General features: G+C 66.2%; 20 protein-coding genes and 1 tRNA gene. 13 read left to right on the forward strand and 8 right to left on the reverse strand.

The window, feature by feature from the left end:
* Positions 1 to 59 precede the first annotated feature (59 nt).
* The 6 genes from topA (at position 60) to BGO47_RS07880 (ending at position 6,888) form a co-directional block, all read left to right on the forward strand.
* Complete coding sequence (topA, locus tag BGO47_RS07855) at positions 60 to 2,789, forward strand: type I DNA topoisomerase (RefSeq protein WP_292710238.1); 2,730 nt, start codon at positions 60 to 62, stop codon at positions 2,787 to 2,789.
* Positions 2,786 to 3,415, forward strand: coding sequence for a dTMP kinase (tmk, locus tag BGO47_RS07860; RefSeq protein ID WP_292710241.1), 630 nt, complete (start codon positions 2,786 to 2,788; stop codon positions 3,413 to 3,415). The genes topA and tmk overlap by 4 nt, the downstream gene beginning before the upstream one ends.
* A 59-nt stretch (positions 3,416 to 3,474) precedes the next feature.
* On the forward strand, positions 3,475 to 4,647 hold the full coding sequence (locus tag BGO47_RS07865) for a DNA polymerase III subunit delta' (RefSeq protein ID WP_292710244.1): 1,173 nt from the start codon (positions 3,475 to 3,477) through the stop codon (positions 4,645 to 4,647).
* A complete protein-coding gene (locus BGO47_RS07870; RefSeq protein ID WP_292710247.1) occupies positions 4,644 to 6,191 on the forward strand; it encodes an alpha/beta hydrolase in 1,548 nt (515 codons plus the stop codon). The genes BGO47_RS07865 and BGO47_RS07870 overlap by 4 nt, the downstream gene beginning before the upstream one ends.
* A gap of 68 nt (positions 6,192 to 6,259) precedes the next feature.
* Positions 6,260 to 6,332: transfer RNA gene (locus tag BGO47_RS07875), tRNA-Thr, on the forward strand.
* A gap of 169 nt (positions 6,333 to 6,501) precedes the next feature.
* Positions 6,502 to 6,888, forward strand: a complete 387-nt coding sequence (locus BGO47_RS07880) for a hypothetical protein (protein WP_292710250.1) — start codon at positions 6,502 to 6,504, stop codon at positions 6,886 to 6,888.
* Positions 6,889 to 6,895: 7 nt separating this feature from the next.
* On the opposite strand, the gene BGO47_RS07885 is transcribed toward BGO47_RS07880, so the two are convergent.
* On the reverse strand, positions 6,896 to 7,852 hold the full coding sequence (locus BGO47_RS07885) for an EamA family transporter (RefSeq protein WP_292710253.1): 957 nt from the start codon (positions 7,850 to 7,852) through the stop codon (positions 6,896 to 6,898).
* A 53-nt stretch (positions 7,853 to 7,905) separates the two neighbouring features.
* Here BGO47_RS07885 and BGO47_RS07890 point away from each other — a divergent pair, with 53 nt between their 5' ends.
* On the forward strand, positions 7,906 to 10,212 hold the full coding sequence (locus tag BGO47_RS07890; protein WP_292710257.1) for an efflux RND transporter permease subunit: 2,307 nt from the start codon (positions 7,906 to 7,908) through the stop codon (positions 10,210 to 10,212).
* A gap of 19 nt (positions 10,213 to 10,231) precedes the next feature.
* The gene (locus BGO47_RS07895; protein WP_292710260.1) at positions 10,232 to 10,810 is read left to right on the forward strand and encodes an isochorismatase family protein; all 579 of its coding nucleotides are present in this window, start codon (positions 10,232 to 10,234) and stop codon (positions 10,808 to 10,810) included.
* On the opposite strand, the gene chrA is transcribed toward BGO47_RS07895, so the two are convergent.
* The 4 genes from chrA to BGO47_RS07915 all read right to left on the reverse strand — a co-directional run bounded on the left by chrA (position 10,811) and on the right by BGO47_RS07915 (position 14,192).
* On the reverse strand, positions 10,811 to 12,046 hold the full coding sequence (gene chrA / locus BGO47_RS07900) for a chromate efflux transporter (protein WP_292710262.1): 1,236 nt from the start codon (positions 12,044 to 12,046) through the stop codon (positions 10,811 to 10,813).
* 9 nt (positions 12,047 to 12,055) lie between these two features.
* Positions 12,056 to 12,820, reverse strand: coding sequence for an MIP/aquaporin family protein (locus tag BGO47_RS07905; protein ID WP_292710264.1), 765 nt, complete (start codon positions 12,818 to 12,820; stop codon positions 12,056 to 12,058).
* Positions 12,817 to 13,227, reverse strand: a complete 411-nt coding sequence (locus BGO47_RS07910; protein WP_292710267.1) for an arsenate reductase ArsC — start codon at positions 13,225 to 13,227, stop codon at positions 12,817 to 12,819. The genes BGO47_RS07905 and BGO47_RS07910 overlap by 4 nt, the downstream gene beginning before the upstream one ends.
* A 74-nt stretch (positions 13,228 to 13,301) precedes the next feature.
* Positions 13,302 to 14,192 carry a metalloregulator ArsR/SmtB family transcription factor gene (locus tag BGO47_RS07915; protein WP_292710270.1) on the reverse strand — a complete coding sequence of 297 codons (891 nt, stop codon included), beginning with the start codon at positions 14,190 to 14,192 and terminating at the stop codon, positions 13,302 to 13,304.
* Positions 14,193 to 14,245: 53 nt separating this feature from the next.
* On the opposite strand from BGO47_RS07915, the gene BGO47_RS07920 reads away from it, so the two are divergent.
* Positions 14,246 to 15,040 carry an MOSC domain-containing protein gene (locus BGO47_RS07920; protein WP_292710273.1) on the forward strand — a complete coding sequence of 265 codons (795 nt, stop codon included), beginning with the start codon at positions 14,246 to 14,248 and terminating at the stop codon, positions 15,038 to 15,040.
* 44 nt (positions 15,041 to 15,084) lie between these two features.
* Here the strand turns inward: BGO47_RS07920 and BGO47_RS07925 are convergent, their stop codons facing one another.
* Positions 15,085 to 16,314: a multidrug effflux MFS transporter gene (locus tag BGO47_RS07925; protein ID WP_292710275.1), complete on the reverse strand. Its 1,230-nt coding sequence runs from the start codon at positions 16,312 to 16,314 to the stop codon at positions 15,085 to 15,087.
* 51 nt (positions 16,315 to 16,365) lie between these two features.
* On the opposite strand from BGO47_RS07925, the gene BGO47_RS07930 reads away from it, so the two are divergent.
* Complete coding sequence (locus BGO47_RS07930) at positions 16,366 to 16,809, forward strand: MarR family transcriptional regulator (protein ID WP_292710278.1); 444 nt, start codon at positions 16,366 to 16,368, stop codon at positions 16,807 to 16,809.
* Positions 16,810 to 16,820: 11 nt separating this feature from the next.
* Positions 16,821 to 17,231: a hypothetical protein gene (locus BGO47_RS07935; protein ID WP_292710281.1), complete on the forward strand. Its 411-nt coding sequence runs from the start codon at positions 16,821 to 16,823 to the stop codon at positions 17,229 to 17,231.
* Positions 17,232 to 17,258: 27 nt separating this feature from the next.
* On the opposite strand, the gene BGO47_RS07940 is transcribed toward BGO47_RS07935, so the two are convergent.
* A complete protein-coding gene (locus tag BGO47_RS07940; protein WP_292710284.1) occupies positions 17,259 to 18,317 on the reverse strand; it encodes a hypothetical protein in 1,059 nt (352 codons plus the stop codon).
* A gap of 198 nt (positions 18,318 to 18,515) precedes the next feature.
* Between BGO47_RS07940 and BGO47_RS07945 the strand changes: the two genes are divergently transcribed.
* A complete protein-coding gene (locus BGO47_RS07945) occupies positions 18,516 to 19,007 on the forward strand; it encodes a hypothetical protein (RefSeq protein ID WP_292710287.1) in 492 nt (163 codons plus the stop codon).
* A gap of 7 nt (positions 19,008 to 19,014) precedes the next feature.
* On the opposite strand, the gene BGO47_RS07950 is transcribed toward BGO47_RS07945, so the two are convergent.
* Complete coding sequence (locus BGO47_RS07950; RefSeq protein ID WP_292710290.1) at positions 19,015 to 19,320, reverse strand: hypothetical protein; 306 nt, start codon at positions 19,318 to 19,320, stop codon at positions 19,015 to 19,017.
* 41 nt (positions 19,321 to 19,361) lie between these two features.
* On the opposite strand from BGO47_RS07950, the gene BGO47_RS07955 reads away from it, so the two are divergent.
* The gene (locus BGO47_RS07955) at positions 19,362 to 20,063 is read left to right on the forward strand and encodes a hypothetical protein (RefSeq protein ID WP_292710293.1); all 702 of its coding nucleotides are present in this window, start codon (positions 19,362 to 19,364) and stop codon (positions 20,061 to 20,063) included.
* Positions 20,064 to 20,097 lie beyond the last annotated feature (34 nt).

A 20,097-nucleotide genomic window follows, 5' to 3' on the forward strand; every position in this document is an offset into this window, starting at 1 on the left:
CTCAGCCTTCGCTGTGTCGCCGTGTGTGTATGGTGTGCATCGAAGAAAGGAAGCTTTCGTTGGCCACAGGCAAGAAGCTCGTCATCGTCGAGTCCCCGACGAAGATGAAGTCGATCCAGGGATACCTGGGTGACGGGTACGAGGTGCTCAGCTCGGTGGGACATATCCGCGACCTCGCGAGCAAGAAGGACATTCCTGCCGAGAAGAAGCAGGCCTACGGGAAGTATTCGATCGACGTCGACAACGACTTCGACCCCTATTACGTCATCAGTGATCGCAAGACCAAGACCGTCGCCGAGCTCAAGCGTGCCCTCAAGGATGCCGACGAGGTCCTGCTCGCAACCGATGAAGACCGCGAGGGCGAAGCCATCGCGTGGCACCTGCTCGAGGTACTCAAGCCCAAGGTTCCCGTCAAGCGCATGGTCTTCCACGAGATCACCAAGGACGCCATCCGCGCCGCCGTCGACAAGACCCGGGACCTCGATCTCGCCCTGGTCGATGCGCAGGAGACGCGGCGTGTGCTCGATCGCCTCTACGGGTGGGATGTCTCGCCGGTGCTGTGGCGCAAGGTCGGGTCTGGCCGCGAAGGGGCCGCGCTCTCTGCCGGCCGTGTGCAGTCCGCTGCCACCCGCATGGTCGTCGACCGCGAGCGCGAGCGCATGGCGTTCGTCGCCGCCGACTACTGGGATGTCGAGGCTCTCGCCGGCAAGAGCGGCTCCTCGTTCACGACGCGCCTCGCGCGCATCGACGGGGCGTCCCTTGCTCGCGGAACCGACTTTGATGACAAGGGCCAGCTGAAAAAGGCGGTCGTCGTCCTCGACGAAGCAGCCGCGCGAGCGCTCGCCGCTGCCGTCGAGACCGCGGCCGAGGCATCCGTCACCGCCCTTGACGCAAAGCCCGGTACGCGTAGCCCGAAGCCGCCGTTCACGACGTCCACGCTGCAGCAGGAGGCCGGCCGCAAGCTCTCGATGAGCGCCAAGCACGCCATGAGCGTCGCACAGCGCCTCTACGAGAAGGGTTACATCACCTATATGCGTACCGACTCGACCGCCCTGTCGACGCAGGCGGTCACCGCCGCGCGTGCGCAGGCGATCGAGCTCTACGGCGACAAGGCGGTGCCGCTGAACCCCCGGACATACCGGAACAACTCCAAGAACGCGCAGGAAGCGCACGAGGCAATCCGCCCGTCTGGCGAGTTCTTCCGGCGCCCGAGTGAGGTCGCCGGCCAGCTCGACCGTGACGAAGAGCGCATGTACGACCTCATCTGGAAGCGCACGATCGCCAGCCAGATGTCGGACGCCAAGTACGAGACCACCACGGTCACTCTCGCGCTCGAGGCCGACGGCAGGAAGGCCGAGTTCACGGCATCCGGCACCGTCTACACCTTCAAGGGTTTCCTCGAGGCCTACGAAGAGGGACGCGACGAAAAGCGGGCCGACGCCGACCGTGCCGACGACCAGTCGCTGCCGGCCCTTGCCGTCGGCGACGTGCTGAGTCTCACGGATGTCGAACCCAAGGGTCACTCCACGAGCCCCAAGCCCCGCTACACCGAGGCGAGCCTCGTGAAGGCGCTCGAAGAGAAGGGCATCGGACGCCCGTCGACCTTCGCGAGCATCATCGATGTCATCCTCGATCGCGGCTATGTCACCAAGCGCGGACAGGCCCTCGTCCCCAGTTGGGTCGCGTTCAGCGTCGTGCGCCTGCTCGAAGAGCACTTCTCCGAGCTCGTCGACTACGACTTCACCGCCGCGCTCGAAGACGACCTCGACGCCATCGCGCGGGGCGAGCAGAAGCGCATCGAGTGGCTCAAGGAGTTCTACTACGGTTCGGATGCCCACGTGGGGCTTCGCAACATCGTGGACAACCTCGGCGACATCGACGCGCGCGAGCTCAACGCGCGCCCGATCAGCGACAGCGTGACCCTGCGTGTCGGCAAGTACGGGCCGTACCTCGAGGTCGTCGATCCCGCGAACCCGGATGCCGACCCGCGGCGAATCAACGTGCCCGAGGATCTCGCGCCCGACGAGCTCACGCCCGAGAAGGCACAGGAACTGATCGACGCGCCGGTTGCTGGCAACCGGGTGCTCGGCGAGAACCCCGCCAACGGCAAGCTCGTCGTCGTCAAGGATGGTCGTTTCGGCCCCTACATCGAAGAAACCGAGCCCGAGGCCGCCGCAGTCGTCGATCCGGAGACCGGTGAGGTCCTCGAGACGGCACCGGCTGAGCCGGCGCCCGCTGCGAAGGGCAAGAAGTCCGCGAAGAGTGCCGCACCGAAGAACCGCACCGCGTCGCTGTTCCGATCCATGTCGGTGGACACGATCGACCTCGAGACGGCGCTGCGCCTGCTTGATCTGCCCCGTGTCGTGGGAGAGGATCCCGCCTCGGGCGAGCAGATCACGGCGCAGAATGGCCGGTTCGGTCCCTACCTCAAGAAGGGAACCGACTCGCGCTCGCTCGAGAGCGAAGCGCAGATCTTCGACATCACCCTCGAGCAGGCTCTGGAGCTGTACGCACAGCCGAAGTATGGTGCACGGCGTGCCTCGAGTGCCCTCAAGGAGTTCGACGCCGACCCGACCAGCGGCAAGCCGATCCGCCTGCGTGACGGCCGGTTCGGCCCGTACGTGACCGACGGTGAGACCAACGCGACGATCCCGCGCGGCGAACAGGTCGACGACGTGACGTTCGAACGCGCCGTGCAGTTGCTCGCCGACAAGCGGGCGAAGGGCCCGGCGCCCAAGCGCACGACCAAGCGCACGACGACCACCCGCAAGACGACGGCCAAGAAGTGACAGCACCGGGACTGTTCATCACCCTTGAGGGCGGTGACGGGTCGGGCAAGACGACGCAGGCGAGCCTCCTGCGCGACTGGTTGGAGTCCGAAGAGCGCATCGTGGTGCGCACGCGCGAACCGGGCGGGACAGAGGTCGGTGTCCTCATCCGAGACATCGTCCTGCACCACCGGGGCGAAGTGTCGCCGCGGGCCGAAGCGCTGCTCTACGCCGCCGACCGGGCGCACCACATTGCCACGGTTGTGCGCCCGGCTCTGGAGCGGGGCGAGGTCGTCATCCAGGACCGCTACCTCGACTCGTCGGTTGCCTACCAGGGGGCGGGTCGGGTGCTCGGTCGTGACGAGATCCGCGACCTGTCGCTCTGGGCGACCGAGGGCCTGCTGCCTGATCTGACAGTTCTGCTCGACCTCGATCCCGCGACGGCACGGGCGAGGCTGGATGCTGCTGACAAGCCCTTCGACCGGCTCGAGGCGGAGCGCGACGAGTTCCACGCCCGGGTGCGCGCCGAGTATCTTGTGCTGGCTGCCGCCGAGCCCGAGCGCTTCCTCGTGCTGGATGCATCACTGCCGGCAGATGAGATCGCCGAGGCAGTCCGTGCGAGAGTGACGGCTCTGCTCGCGCTGTAACGCGGGCCGTGGTGGCGGCTCACGGCACATCGTCGGATGCCGCGGCTACGCTGGTCTGCATGCAGGCAGCGCCCCCCGAACAGGTTGTGCCCTGGGGCGCCGTGTGGGGTCAGCCCGAGGCTGTCGCGCAGTTCCAGGCCGCGGCATCCGACCCCGACGCGCTCGCCCACGCCTGGCTCATCACCGGGCCGCCGGGCTCAGGCCGCTCGACGCTCGCTGCGGCGTTCGCGGCAGCACTCATTGCCGACCCCGGCGACGAGGCGACGATGCGTCAGGTGATCGCGCGGACGCACCCCGATGTGACGGTCCTCCGCACCGAGCAGGTGATCATCCGCATCGACCAAGCCCGCCAGCTCGTCGAGCGCGCGTACTTCGCCCCCTCGCTCGGCCGGTACCGGGTGATCATCGTCGAAGATGCCGACCGCATGGCCGAGCGCACCTCCAATGTTCTGCTCAAGGCGCTCGAAGAGCCCCCTGAGCGCACCGTGTGGGTGCTGTGTGCACCCAGCGACGCGGACCTTCTTCCCACCATCCGTTCCCGGGTGCGGGTGGTGCGCCTGCGCGAGCCCGATGTCGCCGATGTGGCTGCGCTCATCGCGCAGCGCACGGGAGCGGACCCGGTCACCGCCGAGCAGTCCGCCCGGCACGCGCAACGGCACATTGGGATGGCGCAGCGGCTCGCCACGGATGCCGAGGCTCGCGCGCGTCGCGATCTGACGCTGCGTGCCGCGCTCGGTGTTCGCAGCGTCGGCGATGCCGTCGATGTCGCAGGTCGCATCGTCCAGGCAGCCACCGACGACGCCAAAGCACTCACCGTCGAGCGAGACGAGGCGGAACGCGAGAGTCTGAAGCGCACCCTCGGGATCGCAGAAGGCGCCGCTGTTCCCCCCGCCGTCCGAGCGCAGATCAACGCTCTCGAAGAGGATCAGAAGCGCCGCGCGACCAGGAGCCTGCGTGACGGGATCGATCGTGTCCTCACGGATCTGCAGTCTCTGTACCGTGATGTGCTCATGATCCAGTTCGGCAGGGTCGATGCGGCCGGGGAGAGCATCCTGATCAACCGGGAGATGGATACCGACCTCCGCGGCCTCGCGGGGGCGTGGTCGCCGCAGCGGACGCTCGTCGTGCTCGACGAGATCGCCCGCACGCGCCGGAACCTCGAACAGAACGTCGCGCCGACCCTCGCGCTCGAGAGCCTGCTCATCACCGTCTCGTCGGGAAGGACACCATGACCGCACGCCTCACTCGACGCATCCTGACCGCGAGCGCCCTGGCGGTGGCGGCAACTGTCGCGCTCGCCGGGTGCTACCTCATTCCGATGCCGGATCAGAGCGCTGCCCCGCACCGTTCTCCGACGCCGATCACCGACGGGGTAGCCCCGGACCTGCTGCCCTTCTATCAGCAGACGCTCGACTGGACTGATTGCGGTGGCGACTTCGACTGCACCACCGTCACGGCCCCCCTCGACTGGAGCGATCCGGAGGCGGGCACGATCGATCTCTCCGTCATCCGTCACGCGGCAACCGACAGCGATCCGCTCGGGTCGCTCCTGACCAATCCTGGCGGGCCGGGAGCCAGCGGCGTAGATCTCGTGCGCGACTCCCTGGATTACGCCGTCGGACAGGCTCTGCAGGAAAACTACGACGTCATTGGTTTCGATCCTCGCGGAGTCGGTGAATCCACCGCCGTCACCTGTCTGGATGCCGCCGGCATGGACTCGTTCGTCTTCGACATCCCGCCCGGGCAGCGCCGCTCTGCGGAATGGGACGCGTTCGTCGTCGAGAAGCAGAAGACTTTCGCTGCCGCGTGCGAGCAGAACAGCGACGGCATCCTGCCGTTCATCACCACCGAGAACGCGGCGCAGGACATGGATCTGCTGCGCGCCGTTCTCGGCGACGAGAAGCTCAATTACCTCGGCTACTCGTACGGGACGTTCCTCGGCGCCACGTACGCGAAGCACTACCCGGATCGTGTCGGGCGTCTCGTGCTCGACGGCGCGATCGATCCCTCCTTGAGCGGGCTGGATGTCTCCACGCAACAGGCGATCGGCTTCGAGAACGCGCTTCGTGCCTATATGGCCTCGTGCGTTGGCCAAAGCGACTGCCCGTTCACCGGTTCGGTCGATGAGGCCATGGGCGACCTCGCAATCCTGCTGGCCAGTGTCGACCGCGACCCGATCCGCAACAGCGACGGCCGGATGCTGGGTGCCGACTCACTCGTAACGGCGATCGTCACCGCACTGTATGCGCAAGAGAGTTGGCCGTACCTGACGCAGGCGCTCACCGACGCGCTGCAGGGCGAGGCGAGCACCGCATTCTCGCTCGCCGACTTCTACTACAACCGGCAGGACGGCCAGTATCTCGACAACTCGACCGAGGCGTTCCTCACCTACAACTGCATGGACTACCCGGCTGACGAAACGGATGCCGAGCACGCTGCGTCTCAGGCGGCTATCGCCCAGCAGGCTCCGACCATCGCCCCGTACTGGGAGAGCGTGAACCTGTGCGATGTATGGCCCTATGCGCCGACCGGTGTTCGGGAGCCGATCACGGCGGCTGGAGCCGAGCCGATCGTGGTGATCGGTACGACCGGTGACCCCGCCACACCCTACGACTGGTCGGTTGCTCTGGCCGATCAACTCGAGTCGGGCGTGCTCATCACGCGCGTGGGCGAGGGGCACACCGGGTACAACAAGGGCAATGTCTGCGTGGATGATGCCGTCGAGGCCTACTTCATCGACGGCATCGTGCCGCCTGACGGCCTCGTCTGCCAGTAACGACCGGTGGTCACGAGCCAGGTGCGGACACGGTAAGATCGTTGATCGTGCATCGCGCGAGCGATCACGCCACCTTAGCTCAGACGGCAGAGCGATTCACTCGTAATGAATAGGTCAAGGGTTCGATTCCCTTAGGTGGCTCTGAACGAGAAGAGACCGTCCGCAGGGCGGCCTGTTCTCGTTCATCGCCCGAGGAGCGAACCCTTGGGTGGGCCCACGCCGCCGGGGACTCCGGGCGCCGCGTAGCGGCGGCTGGAGTGGCGGTGGGGACGATTCCCTTAGGTGGCTCTGAACGAGAAGAGGAGCCTCAGTGCCCCCCGCGCTTGCTATTGCTCTCGAGATCTACACCTGGATCGGGCTTGGCGCGGCTGTCGTGCTGGGGATCATGGCGTTGATCGCCTGGGTAGCCGATGGGTCATGGGTGCCGGTGCGTGCAGTTGTCACGGCCACGCCGGTCGGCCCGGTGGTGCGGTGGTTCGATGAGGGCGGCATCCTGGGCGAAGCCCCGCTCCCACCCGGCGCGAGCGTGCACGATGAAGAGGTCGAGCTGTGGGCGCGCCTCGGCCGGCACGATACCGTTCGCGTTTCTCGGACGTCGCCTTTCGTGCGTTCGCTTGCTCGCCTGACCGCAGGCTTCGCGGCGCTTGCGCTCATCGGCCTTGTCGTCTCGGTCGTGCTGCTGTTCCTCGAGGGCTGAGCCTGCCTCAGGCAAGCGCCAGCAGCACGCCGGCGCTCAGGGCCAGGGCAAGACCCAGCCATTGGACGGCCGCGACGCGCTCGCGAAGCACGACGGCGGCGAGCAGGATCGTCCCGGCCGGGTAGAGCGCAGTGAGTGCCGCCACGATCGAGAGATCCCCGAGGCGTAGGGCGGCCAAAAGCAGAACGTTCGCGATGACATCGAGCACGCCACACACGACGGCGAGTCCCCAACCTGCAGGACCGGATCGCGTCGGGGTCATCACGTTCATGCGCGCGTGCTCGAGATCGGCGTGGCCGGTGGGTGTGGCGCCGAGCTCGGTCCCGCCCGCTCGCAGGGCGGATGCTGCGCCTTGTCCGCGCCGCACGGCCGAGATGATCATCACCGTGACGACGATCGTCGTGATGAGCGAGTTCGTCGCTCGGTTGGCGATCATCGGCACCAGACCGCTGTCGTCGCCGGCCTGATCGAGAGCGATGAGGAAAGCCCCGATAGCGAGCCCTGACCCCACGGCCATCACGAGTCCGCGCCCGGACGGCCTCACTGCCCCTTGACCGGGAATGAACCCAACGAGCACAACGGCGACCAAGGCGACGCCGAGCCCCGCGTATCCCGTGATTGTGAGGTTCTCACCTCCGATCGTGAGACCCCAGATCATCGGTGCGATAGCCCCGGTGACTGCGGTCACGGGAGAGAGGATGCTCATGGGGCCGATCGCGAGGCACGCGTAGAGCAAGACGATGGCGATCACGCCGAAGACGCCGGAGAGGGCACCCCAGGCGGCATCCTCGATGTTCCAGCTCGCCCCGAGCACGGGTACCAGCGCGAACAGAACAACGAGCCCGCTCAGGGCGGCGGTCGCCGTCACCACGATCGAGCGCAGGCGCCTAGCCGCCAGCCCGCCGAAGAAGTCGGCGGCACCGTAAATGAACGCTCCCAGGAGCGCGACGGATGCCGATACCATCCGTCAACGATAGGGGTTGCGTCTGCACCCCATTAGCTAGATAAACTAGCGATATGGGTCCAGTGAAAGAGCGTCTGCGTCCGTCGCGGTGGTTGCGAATCGGCATCCCCGCACTTCTCGTCCTGATCTGGGTCGGGGTGGGCTCGGTCGGCGGACCCTACTTCGGAAAGGTCGACGAGGTCGCCAGCAACGACCAGTCGAGCTTCCTCCCGGAGAGCGCGGACGCAACGCGCGTGGCCGAGCGACTGCCGGATTTCTTGGGTGACGAAGCAATTCCTGCCGTCCTCGTCGTCACGGGCGACGGTGAGCTCACCGATGACCAGCTCGCCGAAGTGCAGACCCTTGTCGACGAGATCGCGGGCATCGACGGTGTGCTTGATGGGGTATCGCCAGCGGTGGTCTCGGATGACGGTGAAGCGGTTCAGGTCTTCATCCCGATCGACTCGTCGGGTGAAGTACGCGAGATCGTCGAAGAAATCCGCACTCTCGTCACCGACGAGCTGCAGGCTCCGCTCGAGGGGTGGGTCACCGGGCCGGCCGGATTCACCTCCGACCTCGTCAAGGGCTTCCTCGGGATTGACGGGCTGTTGCTGATCGTCGCGCTGGTGGCGGTGTTCGTCATCCTGGTGATCGTCTACCGATCGCCGCTGCTGCCGATCCTCGTGCTCATGACCTCGACCTTCGCGCTGACCGTCGCGCTCTTGGTCGTATGGTGGCTCGCCTACGCCGGCGTGTTCGTCCTCAACGGTCAGGTTCAGGGCATCCTGTTCATCCTCGTGATCGGTGCGGCAACCGACTACGCGCTGCTCTATGTCGCGAGGTTCCGAGAGGCGATCGGCGAGGGTGAGCCCCGATGGAACGCGACCCTGCGCGCCTGGAAGGGATCGTTCGAGCCGATCCTCGCGTCGGGCGGCACGGTCATAGCTGGTCTGCTCATCCTGCTGCTGTCCGACCTTGCGACCAACCGGGCTCTCGGGCCCATCGCTTCGATCGGTATCGCGTTCGCAATGCTCTCTGCCCTCACCTTTCTGCCCGCGCTGCTCGCTCTGTTCGGTCGCGCGGCGTTCTGGCCGTTCATCCCGAAGCACGGCCTCGCGGAGCTTCCCGATGACTTCACCAAGCCGGTCAAGGGATTCTGGCCACGCCAAGCGCGACTCATCGCACGCCGCTCGCGCCCGGTCTGGATCATCACGACGATCGCGCTGCTGGTGGCAGCACTCGGTGTCACCCAGTTCAAAGCGGATGGCGTGGCATCCAGCGACCTTGTCCTGGGATATTCCGAGGCTCGAGACGGGCAGGATGTTCTCGCCGAGCACTTCCCGGCAGGCTCCGGTAGCCCCGTGTACGTGATCGTTCCCGAGAGCGAGCTTGCCGCCGCGGTCACGATCCTCGACGACAGCGCCGGGATCGACTCGGTCTCCGTCGCCTCCGAGGACTCACCGAGCGGACAGGCCCCGGTGTCGGTCGAGAACGGGGAGCCGGTCTTCACGGCCTTCGGGCCGCCGGGTACTCCGGCCCCGAGTCCCACCGTCTCGGACGGCGACGTGCTTGTGATCGCGACGCTGACGGATGCCGCGGACTCGGTCGAGGCCGAGCAAACCGTGCGCGACCTTCGCGTCGCATTCACCGACGAGCTCGGCGACGGTGTCGCGCTGGTCGGCGGTGTCACAGCGACGGATGTCGACTCCAACGACACCTCGATCCGTGATCGCACTGTCATCATCCCGATCGTGCTGGTCGTCATCCTGCTGATCCTGATGCTGCTCCTGCGGGCCGTGGTCGCGCCGGTCCTGCTGATCCTCACGGTTGTCGTGTCGTTCGGCTCGGCTCTCGGTGTCAGTGCGCTCGTCTTCGACTACGTCCTCGGATTCCCGGGCGCAGACCCGGCCGTTCCGCTCTATGGGTTCGTGTTCCTCGTCGCCCTCGGCGTCGACTACAACATCTTCTTGATGTCCCGCGTGCGAGAGGAGTCACTCGTGCACGGGACGCGGCGCGGCATCCTGCGCGGCCTCGTGGCAACCGGCGGCGTCATCACATCCGCTGGGCTCGTGCTTGCCGCGACCTTCGCGGCGCTCGGGGTCATCCCGATCCTGTTCCTCGCACAACTCGCGTTTATTGTCGCGTTCGGTGTGCTGCTCGACACCTTCGTCGTGCGGTCCCTGCTCGTGCCCGCACTGGCGTATGACATCGGGCGGGCGATCTGGTGGCCGTCGAAGCTCTGGCGGCGCGGACCCGAAGTGGTGGGCACGGTTCGCGACCCGCGATCGGCTGAACCGGTGGAGGCGACCCTGCTCGAGGGCGACTCGCAGCCCCTCAGCCGTCGCGCACTGCGCGAGGCCCGGGATTCCGACGACGGGTGAACGAGCGTAGCCTTGAGGCATGGGTAGGGCACTGTTCATCGTCGATGTCCAGAACGACTTCACCGAAGGCGGGGCACTTGGTGTCGAAGGCGGGGACGCCGTAGCCGAACGGATCTCGCAGTACCTCGTGACACACGCCGAGGAGTACGACATCATCGTCGCCTCGCGCGACTGGCACCATCCCGATCACGACAATGGCGGGCATTTTCATCCTGAGCCAGACTTCGTCGACACCTGGCCGGTCCACTGCGTCAGCGGCACGGAGGGCGCCGAGTACGATCCGGCGTTCGACACGGCATCCGTCACCCACCATGTGAAGAAGGGGCAGGGCGAACCGGCGTACTCGCTGTTCGAGGGGACGACGGATGACGGCGCCAAGGTGTCGGATCTGCTGACCGAGCACGGCATCCTCGAGGTGGATGTCGCGGGGATCGCTACCGACTACTGCGTGCGGGCCTCGGCCCTGGATGCCATCGCGCACGGCAGGCGGGTGCGGGTGATCACGAACCTCATTGCGGGGGTTGCTGTCGAGTCGAGTGACGCCGCGCTCGCCGAGGTTGCGTACGCCGGAGCGGAACTGGTCGAGATCCCGACCTGATCACGAGACTCCGAGAACCGCCAGCAGGATGCCGCCGGTGCCCCCGACGATCACGACTAGCCAGGGTGGCAACTTCCACGCGACAAGCAGCACGAAGCACACGAGCGCGAGGCTGAACGACCCTGCGCCGACGATCCCCGTCGTGAAGAGCGGGTCGTAGAGAGCCGCGCCGAGGATGCCGACCACGGCCGCGTTCGCGCCGCGCATGAGTGACTGCATCCAGGTTCGGGTGCGCAGCGCGTTCCAGAATGGCAGCACGCCGATGAGCAGCAGGAAGCCGGGGAGGAAGATCGCGACCAGCGCGATAGCGGCGCCCAGCACGCCGCCCGGCCCGACGGTTGAGAGCGTGCCGAGGTAGGCCGAGAAGGTGAACAGCGGCCCGGGCATCGCCTGGACGGCGCCGTAGCCGGCGAGGAACTGTTCGGGGTTCACCCAACCCGTCTCGACAAGCCCCGCCTGCAGCAGCGGAAGGACGACGTGGCCGCCGCCGAACACGAGAGCTCCGGCGCGGTAGAACGTGTCGAACAGGCTCACTGCGCCGCTGCCGGTGAGAGCGGCCAGAATCGGCATCCCGAGCAGGATGCCGGCGAACGTCCCCAGGCTGGTGATTCCCGCTGTGCGCGATACCGGGAAACGCATGAGCTCGGTCTCACCGAGCGTGGTCGGCTCTGAGCGGCACAGGAGGAGGCCAGCCACCGCGCCGAGGACGATCGCGAGCACCTGCCCGATCGATCCCGCGAGCAGGAGTGCGACGACTGCCGCGACGACGGCTATCGAGGCCCGCCGCGCATCGGGGGTGAGGGTCTTCGCCATTCCCCATACCGCCTGCGCGACGATTGCCACCGCCACGATCTTCAGACCCGTTAGCAGGCCCGCGCCGATGACACCATCGAACAGGGCCGCGCCGAACGCGAAGGCGACCATGAGGATTGCCGAGGGCAGCGTGAACGCGATGAAGGCGGCGAGGGCACCGAGCGTTCCCGCGCGGTGAAGACCCATCGCGAAGCCGACCTGGCTCGACGCGGGCCCGGGAAGGAACTGGCACAGGGCAACCAGGTCGGCGTACGCCTTGTCGCTCATCCACCGGCGCCGCGCCACGAGGTCGTCGCGGAAGTATCCCAGGTGGGCGATGGGGCCGCCGAACGACGTCACGCCCAGACGCAAGAACGCCCAGAACACCTCGGCGACCGAGCCGCGGGGCGAAGCGGCGGCGGTGTCGGGGGCGCTCGCGGTCACGGCCGGATTCTACGGGGCGGTTCGGTCGCGCCGGTGAACGGCTGACACGTCGGGCTCGGCATCCGGATGCGGGATCACGATCTCTTCGGCGGCATCGGTGACGTGGGGAAAGAGGAGCATCGCCACGAGTACGGCTATCGCCGCGCCGACAAGCTGTGCGGCGATGAACGGAAGCACCGATGAGGCCCCGATGCCGGCAAACGTATCGCTGAAGAGGCGCCCGACGGTGACAGCAGGGTTCGCGAAGGACGTCGAGCTGGTGAACCAGTACGCCGCGCCGATATAAGCCCCGACCGCCGGGGCTGCCGCTGCACCGCGCCCGGTGCGGGCAAGTGCAACGACCAGCAGCACGAGCCCGAAGGTGGCGACGACCTCGGCGACCAGCGTTGCCGGGGTCGCTCGGGCGGTGCTCGACAGGCTCGTCGGCACGTCGAACATGACGTTGGCGAGGACCGCCCCGCCGATGGCGCCGGCGACCTGTGCGAGCGTGTAGATCCCGAGCGCCGGTGCTGAGAGTCCCACGCGGCGGCGTCGCCCGAGAACCCAGTCCACGAGTGACACGGCCGGATTGAAATGGGCGCCCGAGATCGTGCCGAACATCAGGATCAGAACCGACAGGCCGAGCGCCGTGGCGATGCTGTTGGCGAGCAGCTGGATGCCGACATCCGTCGTGAGCCGGGTCGCCATGATGCCCGAGCCGACAACGACCGTGACGAGCAGTCCGGTGCCGAGCAACTCGGCGAGGGCGCGCCGGAAGAGGGGAGCGGGAGTCACGCTGCGGGGGCGATTTCGGACACCAGGGTCTCGACGCGTGCCCGGATCTCGTCACGGATGCGACGCACTGTCTCGACATCCTGGCCGGCGGGGTCGTCGAGCTGCCAGTCCTCGTAGCGCTTGCCGGGGTAGATCGGGCAGGCATCGCCGCATCCCATCGTGATGACGACGTCGGACTCTTGCACGGACTGCACAGTGAGCACCTTTGGGCTGTTGTTCGCGATGTCGATGCCTTCCTCGGCCATGACCTGCACGGCGACGGGGTTGATCTGATCCTTCGGCTGGGATCCGGCGGATCGCACCTCGACGCGGTCGCCGGCGAGGGCCTGCAGGTATCCAGCGGCGATCTGCGAGCGCCCAGCGTTGTGGACGCACACGAACAGGACGACGGGAAGGGTTGTCGACATGGGGTTCACCTTTCTCAGGACGAGAAAAGCATAGATGCACGTCTATCTGTTTGGGAAGGCGCACCGGGGTCGGTTCAGCGAGTGTTCACCTTCTCGGCGGAGCGGAGCTCTGCGAGAAGTTCCCTGACCCGCCTGTCGATGTCATCACGGATGCCGCGCACCGCTGCGAGCGGCTTGCCGACGGGATCCTCCAGATCCCAATCGAGGTATCGCGTTCCGGGATAGATAGGGCAGGCGTCGCCGCATCCCATCGTGATGACGACATCCGCGGCACGAACTGCCTCGTCGGTCAGCGGCTTGGGGAACTCATCGCCGATTGAGACGCCGATCTCATCCAGCGCGGCGACGATCGTGGAGCGGACGTCGGCCGTGGGTGCTGAGCCGGCTGTGCGCACCGTGACGGCGTCGCCGGCGAGGTGGCGCAGGATGCCGGCGGCGAGCTGCGATCTGCCCGCGTTCTGCACGCACACGAACAGCACGCTCGGGGGTGTCGCTGTCGAGTCGGCCGCCGCCAAGGCTTCGAGCCTGCTGGCAGCGAATGAGAACGTGCGGGATGCCAGGAGCGGGGCATCCGTCGCCGAGAGGCGCGCGTGGCTGTCGGCGATGACCTCACGAATCTGGTCGGCGTCTACGCGCTCGCCGAATCGCGCCACCAGGTCGGTCGCGAGCCGGTCCAGGTCGACCGATGCCGTCTGCCGTGGCCGGCCCAGGATGGCATCGACGCGGTCGGCGGCATCCGGAGCCACTGAGTACCAGACCTGCCGACCCTGGGGTTCGCGGGTCACGATCCCGTCGGCCAGGAGCGTCTTCATGTGGTGACTGACGGTGGGTTGGCGCAGTCCGAGTTCGGTCGCGAGCCGCCCGACGAGCGCGCGGCCCTCGGGGGACGAGCGCATGAGACTCAGGATGCGGGCGCGGGTCGGGTCGCCCAGCGACGTGAGTGCGGCATCCGTTCCGGCATCCATTGATCGCAGTCTATTCGACGGGATGCTGGCCCGGCCCGTGGGAGCATTGCCGCATGGCATCCGTCGCCGCGCTCTATCGCTACCCGGTCAAGGGCTTCACGCCCGAAGTGCGCGAGCAGATCGTGGTGCAGGACGACGGGCGCGTCGAGGGTGATCGGGTGCTCGCCTTCCGGTTCGCGGACGCCGTCGAGCCCGAGGATGAGGGCGGGCTGCCGTACTGGCCGAAGAAGCGCGGGCTCGCACTCATGGACATGCCCTCGCTCGCGCGCCTTCGGCTGACCTACGACAGCGGCAGGGGCCATCTCACGATTAGCGATGGCGAGCACCCGCTCGTGGACGCCGCGCTCGACGACGCGGGACGCCAGCAGATTGAGGACGCCGTCACTGCGTGGCTGCGGCAGACTCCCGACGCGCGTCATCTGGAGCGCCCGGGAAGGCTTCCCTTGCGCCTCGTCGGTGACGGCGTCACCTCACGGTTTCAGGATCGGCCGCGTGGGTATGTGTCGGTTCATGCGGCGGCATCCGTCGCAGCACTCGACCGCACCACCGATGCCGTGGTCGATGATCGCCGATTCCGCTCCAACATCGTGGTCGAGGGCATTCCGCCGTGGAGTGAGCTCCAGTGGCAGGGGAGGGTGCGGATCGGCGACGTCGTCTTCGCGGTGCAGCGGCCCATCGTGCGATGCGCCGCGATCATGGCCAACCCTGACACCGGACGCCAGGATGTCCCGCTGCTGCGAGTCCTCACGCGGGAGTTCGGGCAGTCCGTTCCAACGCTGGGAGTGCTGTTGCTTCCCGAGGACGGCGGCGGAGTTCTCCGTGTCGGCGATCCAGTCGAATCGGCCTAGCCCATCCCGTCGTTCGCAGGCGGCGACGACTGTGCTGAACGCTCTCAGGTTGTCGCTGGGAGCTGCGGCTGCGGGTTGCGCCCGCGTTCTGGCGCGCCTCGCGCGATCAGGAATGCCGCGTTTGCCACGATGGATGCCGCGAGCATCGTGAGGGCGAGCGGCATCGCGGTGTCTTCCCCGCCGATTCCCACCAGCGGTGAGACGAGGCCGGCGAGGCTGAACTGCAGGAAGCCGAGCCAGGCGGATCCTGTGCCCGCGCGCGAGCGCACGACATCCAGCGCGAGCGCTGTGGCATTTCCGAGAACAAGACCCACGGAAGCAACTGCCGCGACGATGGGCAGCGCGAGCCAGATTGCCGGGACGTTCGCGAGCACCAGCACGAGCAGCGCGAGGATGGCCCCGAGGTTCCAGAGCAGACCCACCTGCAACAGGCGGGCAACGCTGACGCGGTGGGTGAGGCGGGTTCCGACGATACTCGAAGCGGTCAGGGCGATGGCATTGAGAGCGAAGGCCAGTCCATACTGCACCTCTGTGAAGCCCATCATCGACTGGTAGAGAAACGGCGACGCCGAGATATACGCCATGAGGGTTGCGAACCCGAAGGCGAAGGCTCCGGCGAAGCCGAGGTAGCGACGCGAGAGTAGCCGCGCGTCAGGTGCAGATGCGTGCGTGCGGTGCTGCTCGCGGACAGTGCGCGGGTGGGTCTCGCGGACGAAGAGCAGGACGAGCGGAACGGTGACAATGCCGACGCCCGTCACGATCCAGAGCAGTCCGCGCCACCCGAGCGGTTCGGCCAACAGGCTTCCGGCAAACGGCGCGACGATGGGGGCAATGCCGCCGACAAGCATCATGATCGCCATGGCGCGGGCGGCCTCGGCGCCGTGGGCGAGGTCCGAGATGATCGCTCGGCCAATGACCATCCCGGCAGAGCCCGCGAGGCCTTGCACAAGACGGGCGACGATGAGTGCAGTGATCGTGGGGGCAAGCGCTGCTGCGGCACTTGCTGCAATGTAGAGAGCAAGGCCGATAAGCAGTGGGCCGTACCGGCCCATGCGGTCGGAGAGCGGTCCGAAGACGAGCTGACCGATGCCGGCACCGAGCAGAAATGCCGTGAGTGATAACTGCACTCCCGCGGCAGTCGTGCCGAGGTCGGCGGTCATTGCCGGGAACGCAGAGAGGTACAGATCGGTGGCGAATGGTGCGGCAGTCGACAAGAGCGCGAGCGTGATGAGTAGCGGCACGCTCACCGCCGATCTGGGAGTCGTCTCGGGCATGCTGCCCCTCACTAGATAGCTATATAAAAATAGGTATGCAAGGATAGCAGAATGACGAGAGTCGATGCGCTTGCCGACCTTGCGGATGTCGTGCTGAGCGTGGCGCGAAAACTCCACGCCCTCACTCCTGAAGAGTCGGGCGCGATTGCCCTGACGCCACTGGAAGCTTTGGCGATGCAGCACATCGACCGGCATCCGGGTATCACGTCATCCGAGTTCGCCGCCGATCTGTCCCTGAAGAGCAGCAATGCCAGCGCGGCGCTGCGCGAGCTGGAGCGAAAGGGCTTGATCCGCAGGAACCCTGACCCGCACGATGGACGCACCGTGCGCATCACGGTCACGGCCGAGTCGCACGAACATCTCGCCCGCGTCCGCGCAGCGTGGGCGCGACTGCTCTCTGCGCTCCCCGTCGATGGCGCCGAACTTGCGCGACTGACCGCGACGTTGCAGACCGCCGAGGCGGCTCTGTCCGAACGCCAGCGCTCCCGATCGTGATGGTGGGGCTCGTGAACGCGTACTCGAATAAATCAGCGGATGCGGCGCGGCTCCGCACGTTGGCCGTCCTCACAGGGGAGCGGGCCGTGGTGGAGCGGGTGGTTCCGCGGCAGGCTCGGCGGCTCACGCCTGCCGAGATTGCCGAGTTCTGTGAAGCGTATCGCCGTGGTGGCAACGTTCGGGAATGGGCGCGGAAGCTAGACGTGCACCGCTCGGCGTTGCACGAGATCGTGCGAAAGCATGGTCTCGAGCGGCTATCCGGCATCGTGACGCCAGAGCAGCAGGTCCTGGCGGACGCCTACGCCCAGGGTGCGACGCTCGCGGAACTTGCCGCCCAACACCACATGGGGCCGCACCGGGTCGCTCGTCAGCTTCATGCGGCTGGCGTGGAGCTTCGGCCGCGTGGAAGACGGCCGTCCTAGGTGAGCTGGCCCATTGAGGTCCGCACTTCACATTGACTGGCGCTGTGCCTCCGGAGGCGGATTCCGAACTAGTCGAACTTCGGGCAGAGGCATGTCCTTCGCTCGCTTGTTCATTTCGACGAAGATGAGTTCGCGAAGGACTCGGCGAAGACCGGCGAAGGCAAGGGGAACCTTCCCTTGGTCCGAATGGGCGTTCTGGCCTGTGGCGGGTCCAAGCGCCGTACTCAGGTTGTGTGACCTCGACCCGGCATGCACGTATCGCGATCTCGCTGCATAGGTCGCGGCAAGGCGCCTTTTCAGGAGGCTGCGGTCTTGCGGAACCCAATTGCCGATCGGCTTTGTGTCCGCGAGCGTATAGCCAAGGAACCGGCTGTTCCCTTTCGGGTCCATCTTTAGGCCCGGGGTGAAGTGCTCCACCTTCGTTTCCCAGAACTTGTCCTTGAGGCCCTCCAGAACGTACGAAACGAAGCGCTGCTGGAGACGAAGGTGCTGGCCTTGAAGTATCTCGAGTCGGAGTTGCTCTGCTTGGACATCAGATAGTCCCAGCTCTGTGAATCGTGCGTCGAAGCGGGGCCCGTCTGCGTAGTCCGCCCACACTGGCTCGGCCTGTCCGAAGCGCGTCACGAGTGTCTCGATCCCTGCGACGACGAGTGTCGAGGCGGTGTTGACATCCGAGTCATGAAGAAGGACGGCGGCATAGTGAAGGTCAATCGCGGCGCCGATCGCGACAGCATCATCTGGTGACAGGCTGCGGAGGTATCGGGAGGTCAGTTCAACGCCCTTCCGAACGTCAACCTGTATCGGCCCCACCAATCCGGTGTCGTTGATCGCAGCGGGCATGAACTCGGTGAACTCACTGCCTTGCATCCGGAGCGTGATCTCGGTTGCCGCGACGTTGACCTTACGATCCGTGACAAAGGTGAGTAGAGCGCCCAGCTCGGACGCGACCGCTTGGCTCTCGACAGGACTTCCGTCTTGTCTAGCGTCCATCCATCGCAGCAGAGAGATCGGCGTGCGGTAAGTGCCCAAGGCATGGGCGAACGAGTCGGTGGGATCGAGACGAATAATCGAGTCGTCGACATCCAACAGCGACGGCGACGCGACGCGGTAGATGTGCTCGGACAGCGGTGGCCCATCAACACCATCGAGACGCGCAAGCAGTGCGAGGTAGTGAAGCATGCGTAGACGATACGCCCCTGTCAATGCGCGGTGCCCTGCCCCGCGATACCGCCCCAGGGGATCCGCGCTCCGCGAGCGTCCGAGCCGCACGCTACCGTCAACGCCATGGAGTGGATCGCCCCGGTTATCGCCGTCGTTGCCGCAGTGATTGCAGGCTGGCAGGCATTTGAAGCACGTAGAGCTCGTCTTGAAGCCCGTTCCTCGGCCGGGGAGGCGCAGAAGCATGAGGAGCGGGCCGCCGCAGCATCTGAACGGATAGCGTCGGCGATCGAGGAGCAGAACGCTCGTGAGCGAGCCGAGCGAGATCGCTACAAGAACCCTTGGACGATGGTGTCGGAGTATGTCTCGAGTGGGCGCCGCTGGAAGTTTGTTCTGGGCGGCGAGGAACGCGTGACCGGGGTCGTCGTGAAGATGGACGACAAGCACGCTCAGGAGCGACTGAGCGTGACGATGCCCGACACGGACGACATGCGGCCCGGCCAGTCATTTCGACTCGACTGGTTCCAGAGCATGGCCTCGCCGCTTCAGATCACGGCTGAGCTGCATTGGACCCGTCCGAACGGACAGCAGCACGACTGCGTTGTCACGCTCGACTGAGAGGCGGCTAGTAACGCTCCGGCGCGTCGTCCTCCACATCGATCCGATACCCGGCGTTCGGGATCTCCCAGTAGTCCGGGATCATGCGGATCAGCCATGAGAGATGTTCAGCCGTGTCCAGATCGTCCATCTGCTCGATCATCACCACAGTGTCAAAGATGGCCTGCCGGATGATCGGGTTCAGTTCCGCCATCTGCTCATCGGACAGGTTGGTAACGTGGAAGTCCTCCATAGCGTTGCGCACGTTCAAACCTGGTATTTGCGTTCCACGAGCCGACTGTAGCGCGCGATCGGATTCGGATCCTCCCGTCATCGAGCGCACGCTGCCCCGCAGACATTGGGCAAACTGAGCACGTGATGTCCGAAGCCACGCCCACACCAACCACGCGACCCTTCTGGCGCGAACATCCCGCGCTTCTAGTCAGCGGTCTCGTGTCGCTGCTTCTGATCCTGCGTTTGCTCGCTGTATCGGGCTGGAACACGACGACGGCACTCGGAATACTCTCTGCTACGAACACCACGAACATCGTGGTGGGCGGCCTCGTCGCGACGCTGCCGCTGATAATGGTCACCCTTGTTGGTGTTGGCGTTCCGTGGGTTGTCAAGTTCTTTCGGGGTAGGAACCGCACCGAGTTGGCAGCGTCCGCAAGCCTGGTCATTGTCGGGCTGACAATCTGTCTCGCGGTCATTCCGGCATACGCTGTGGTCCTATGGGCTGGGCTCAGCGGGATCATCGCACTGCTGGTCTGGATTCTTCGGCGGAAGCGTCCCGGTCGTCCCCTGATTCCATCCAGCGTCCAAGAAGGCGCGACCCACTTTGAGTATTGGATATTCGTTGCTGGCGTCCTGGTCCAGATGATCTTCTCTACCGCAAGCACGCCCTGGCTGCCATCGGAGGTACTCAAGGTCGGCGAAGAGGCACCCGTCAAGGCATACGTGCTTGGCGAGCGCGGCGATGACCTGATCTATCTCCTGAGTTCGCCGCGCATCATCCACCTGGAGTCCCGCGGGGTGGTGGTCTTTCGGGCCCGCGGCGTCGTGACCGCGACGGGGTGAGCCATCGTGCGATGGTCAGTGAGAACGACCAAGA

The organism is Microbacterium sp. 67-17 (assembly GCF_001898325.1).
GTDB classification, from domain to species: domain Bacteria; phylum Actinomycetota; class Actinomycetes; order Actinomycetales; family Microbacteriaceae; genus Microbacterium; species Microbacterium schleiferi.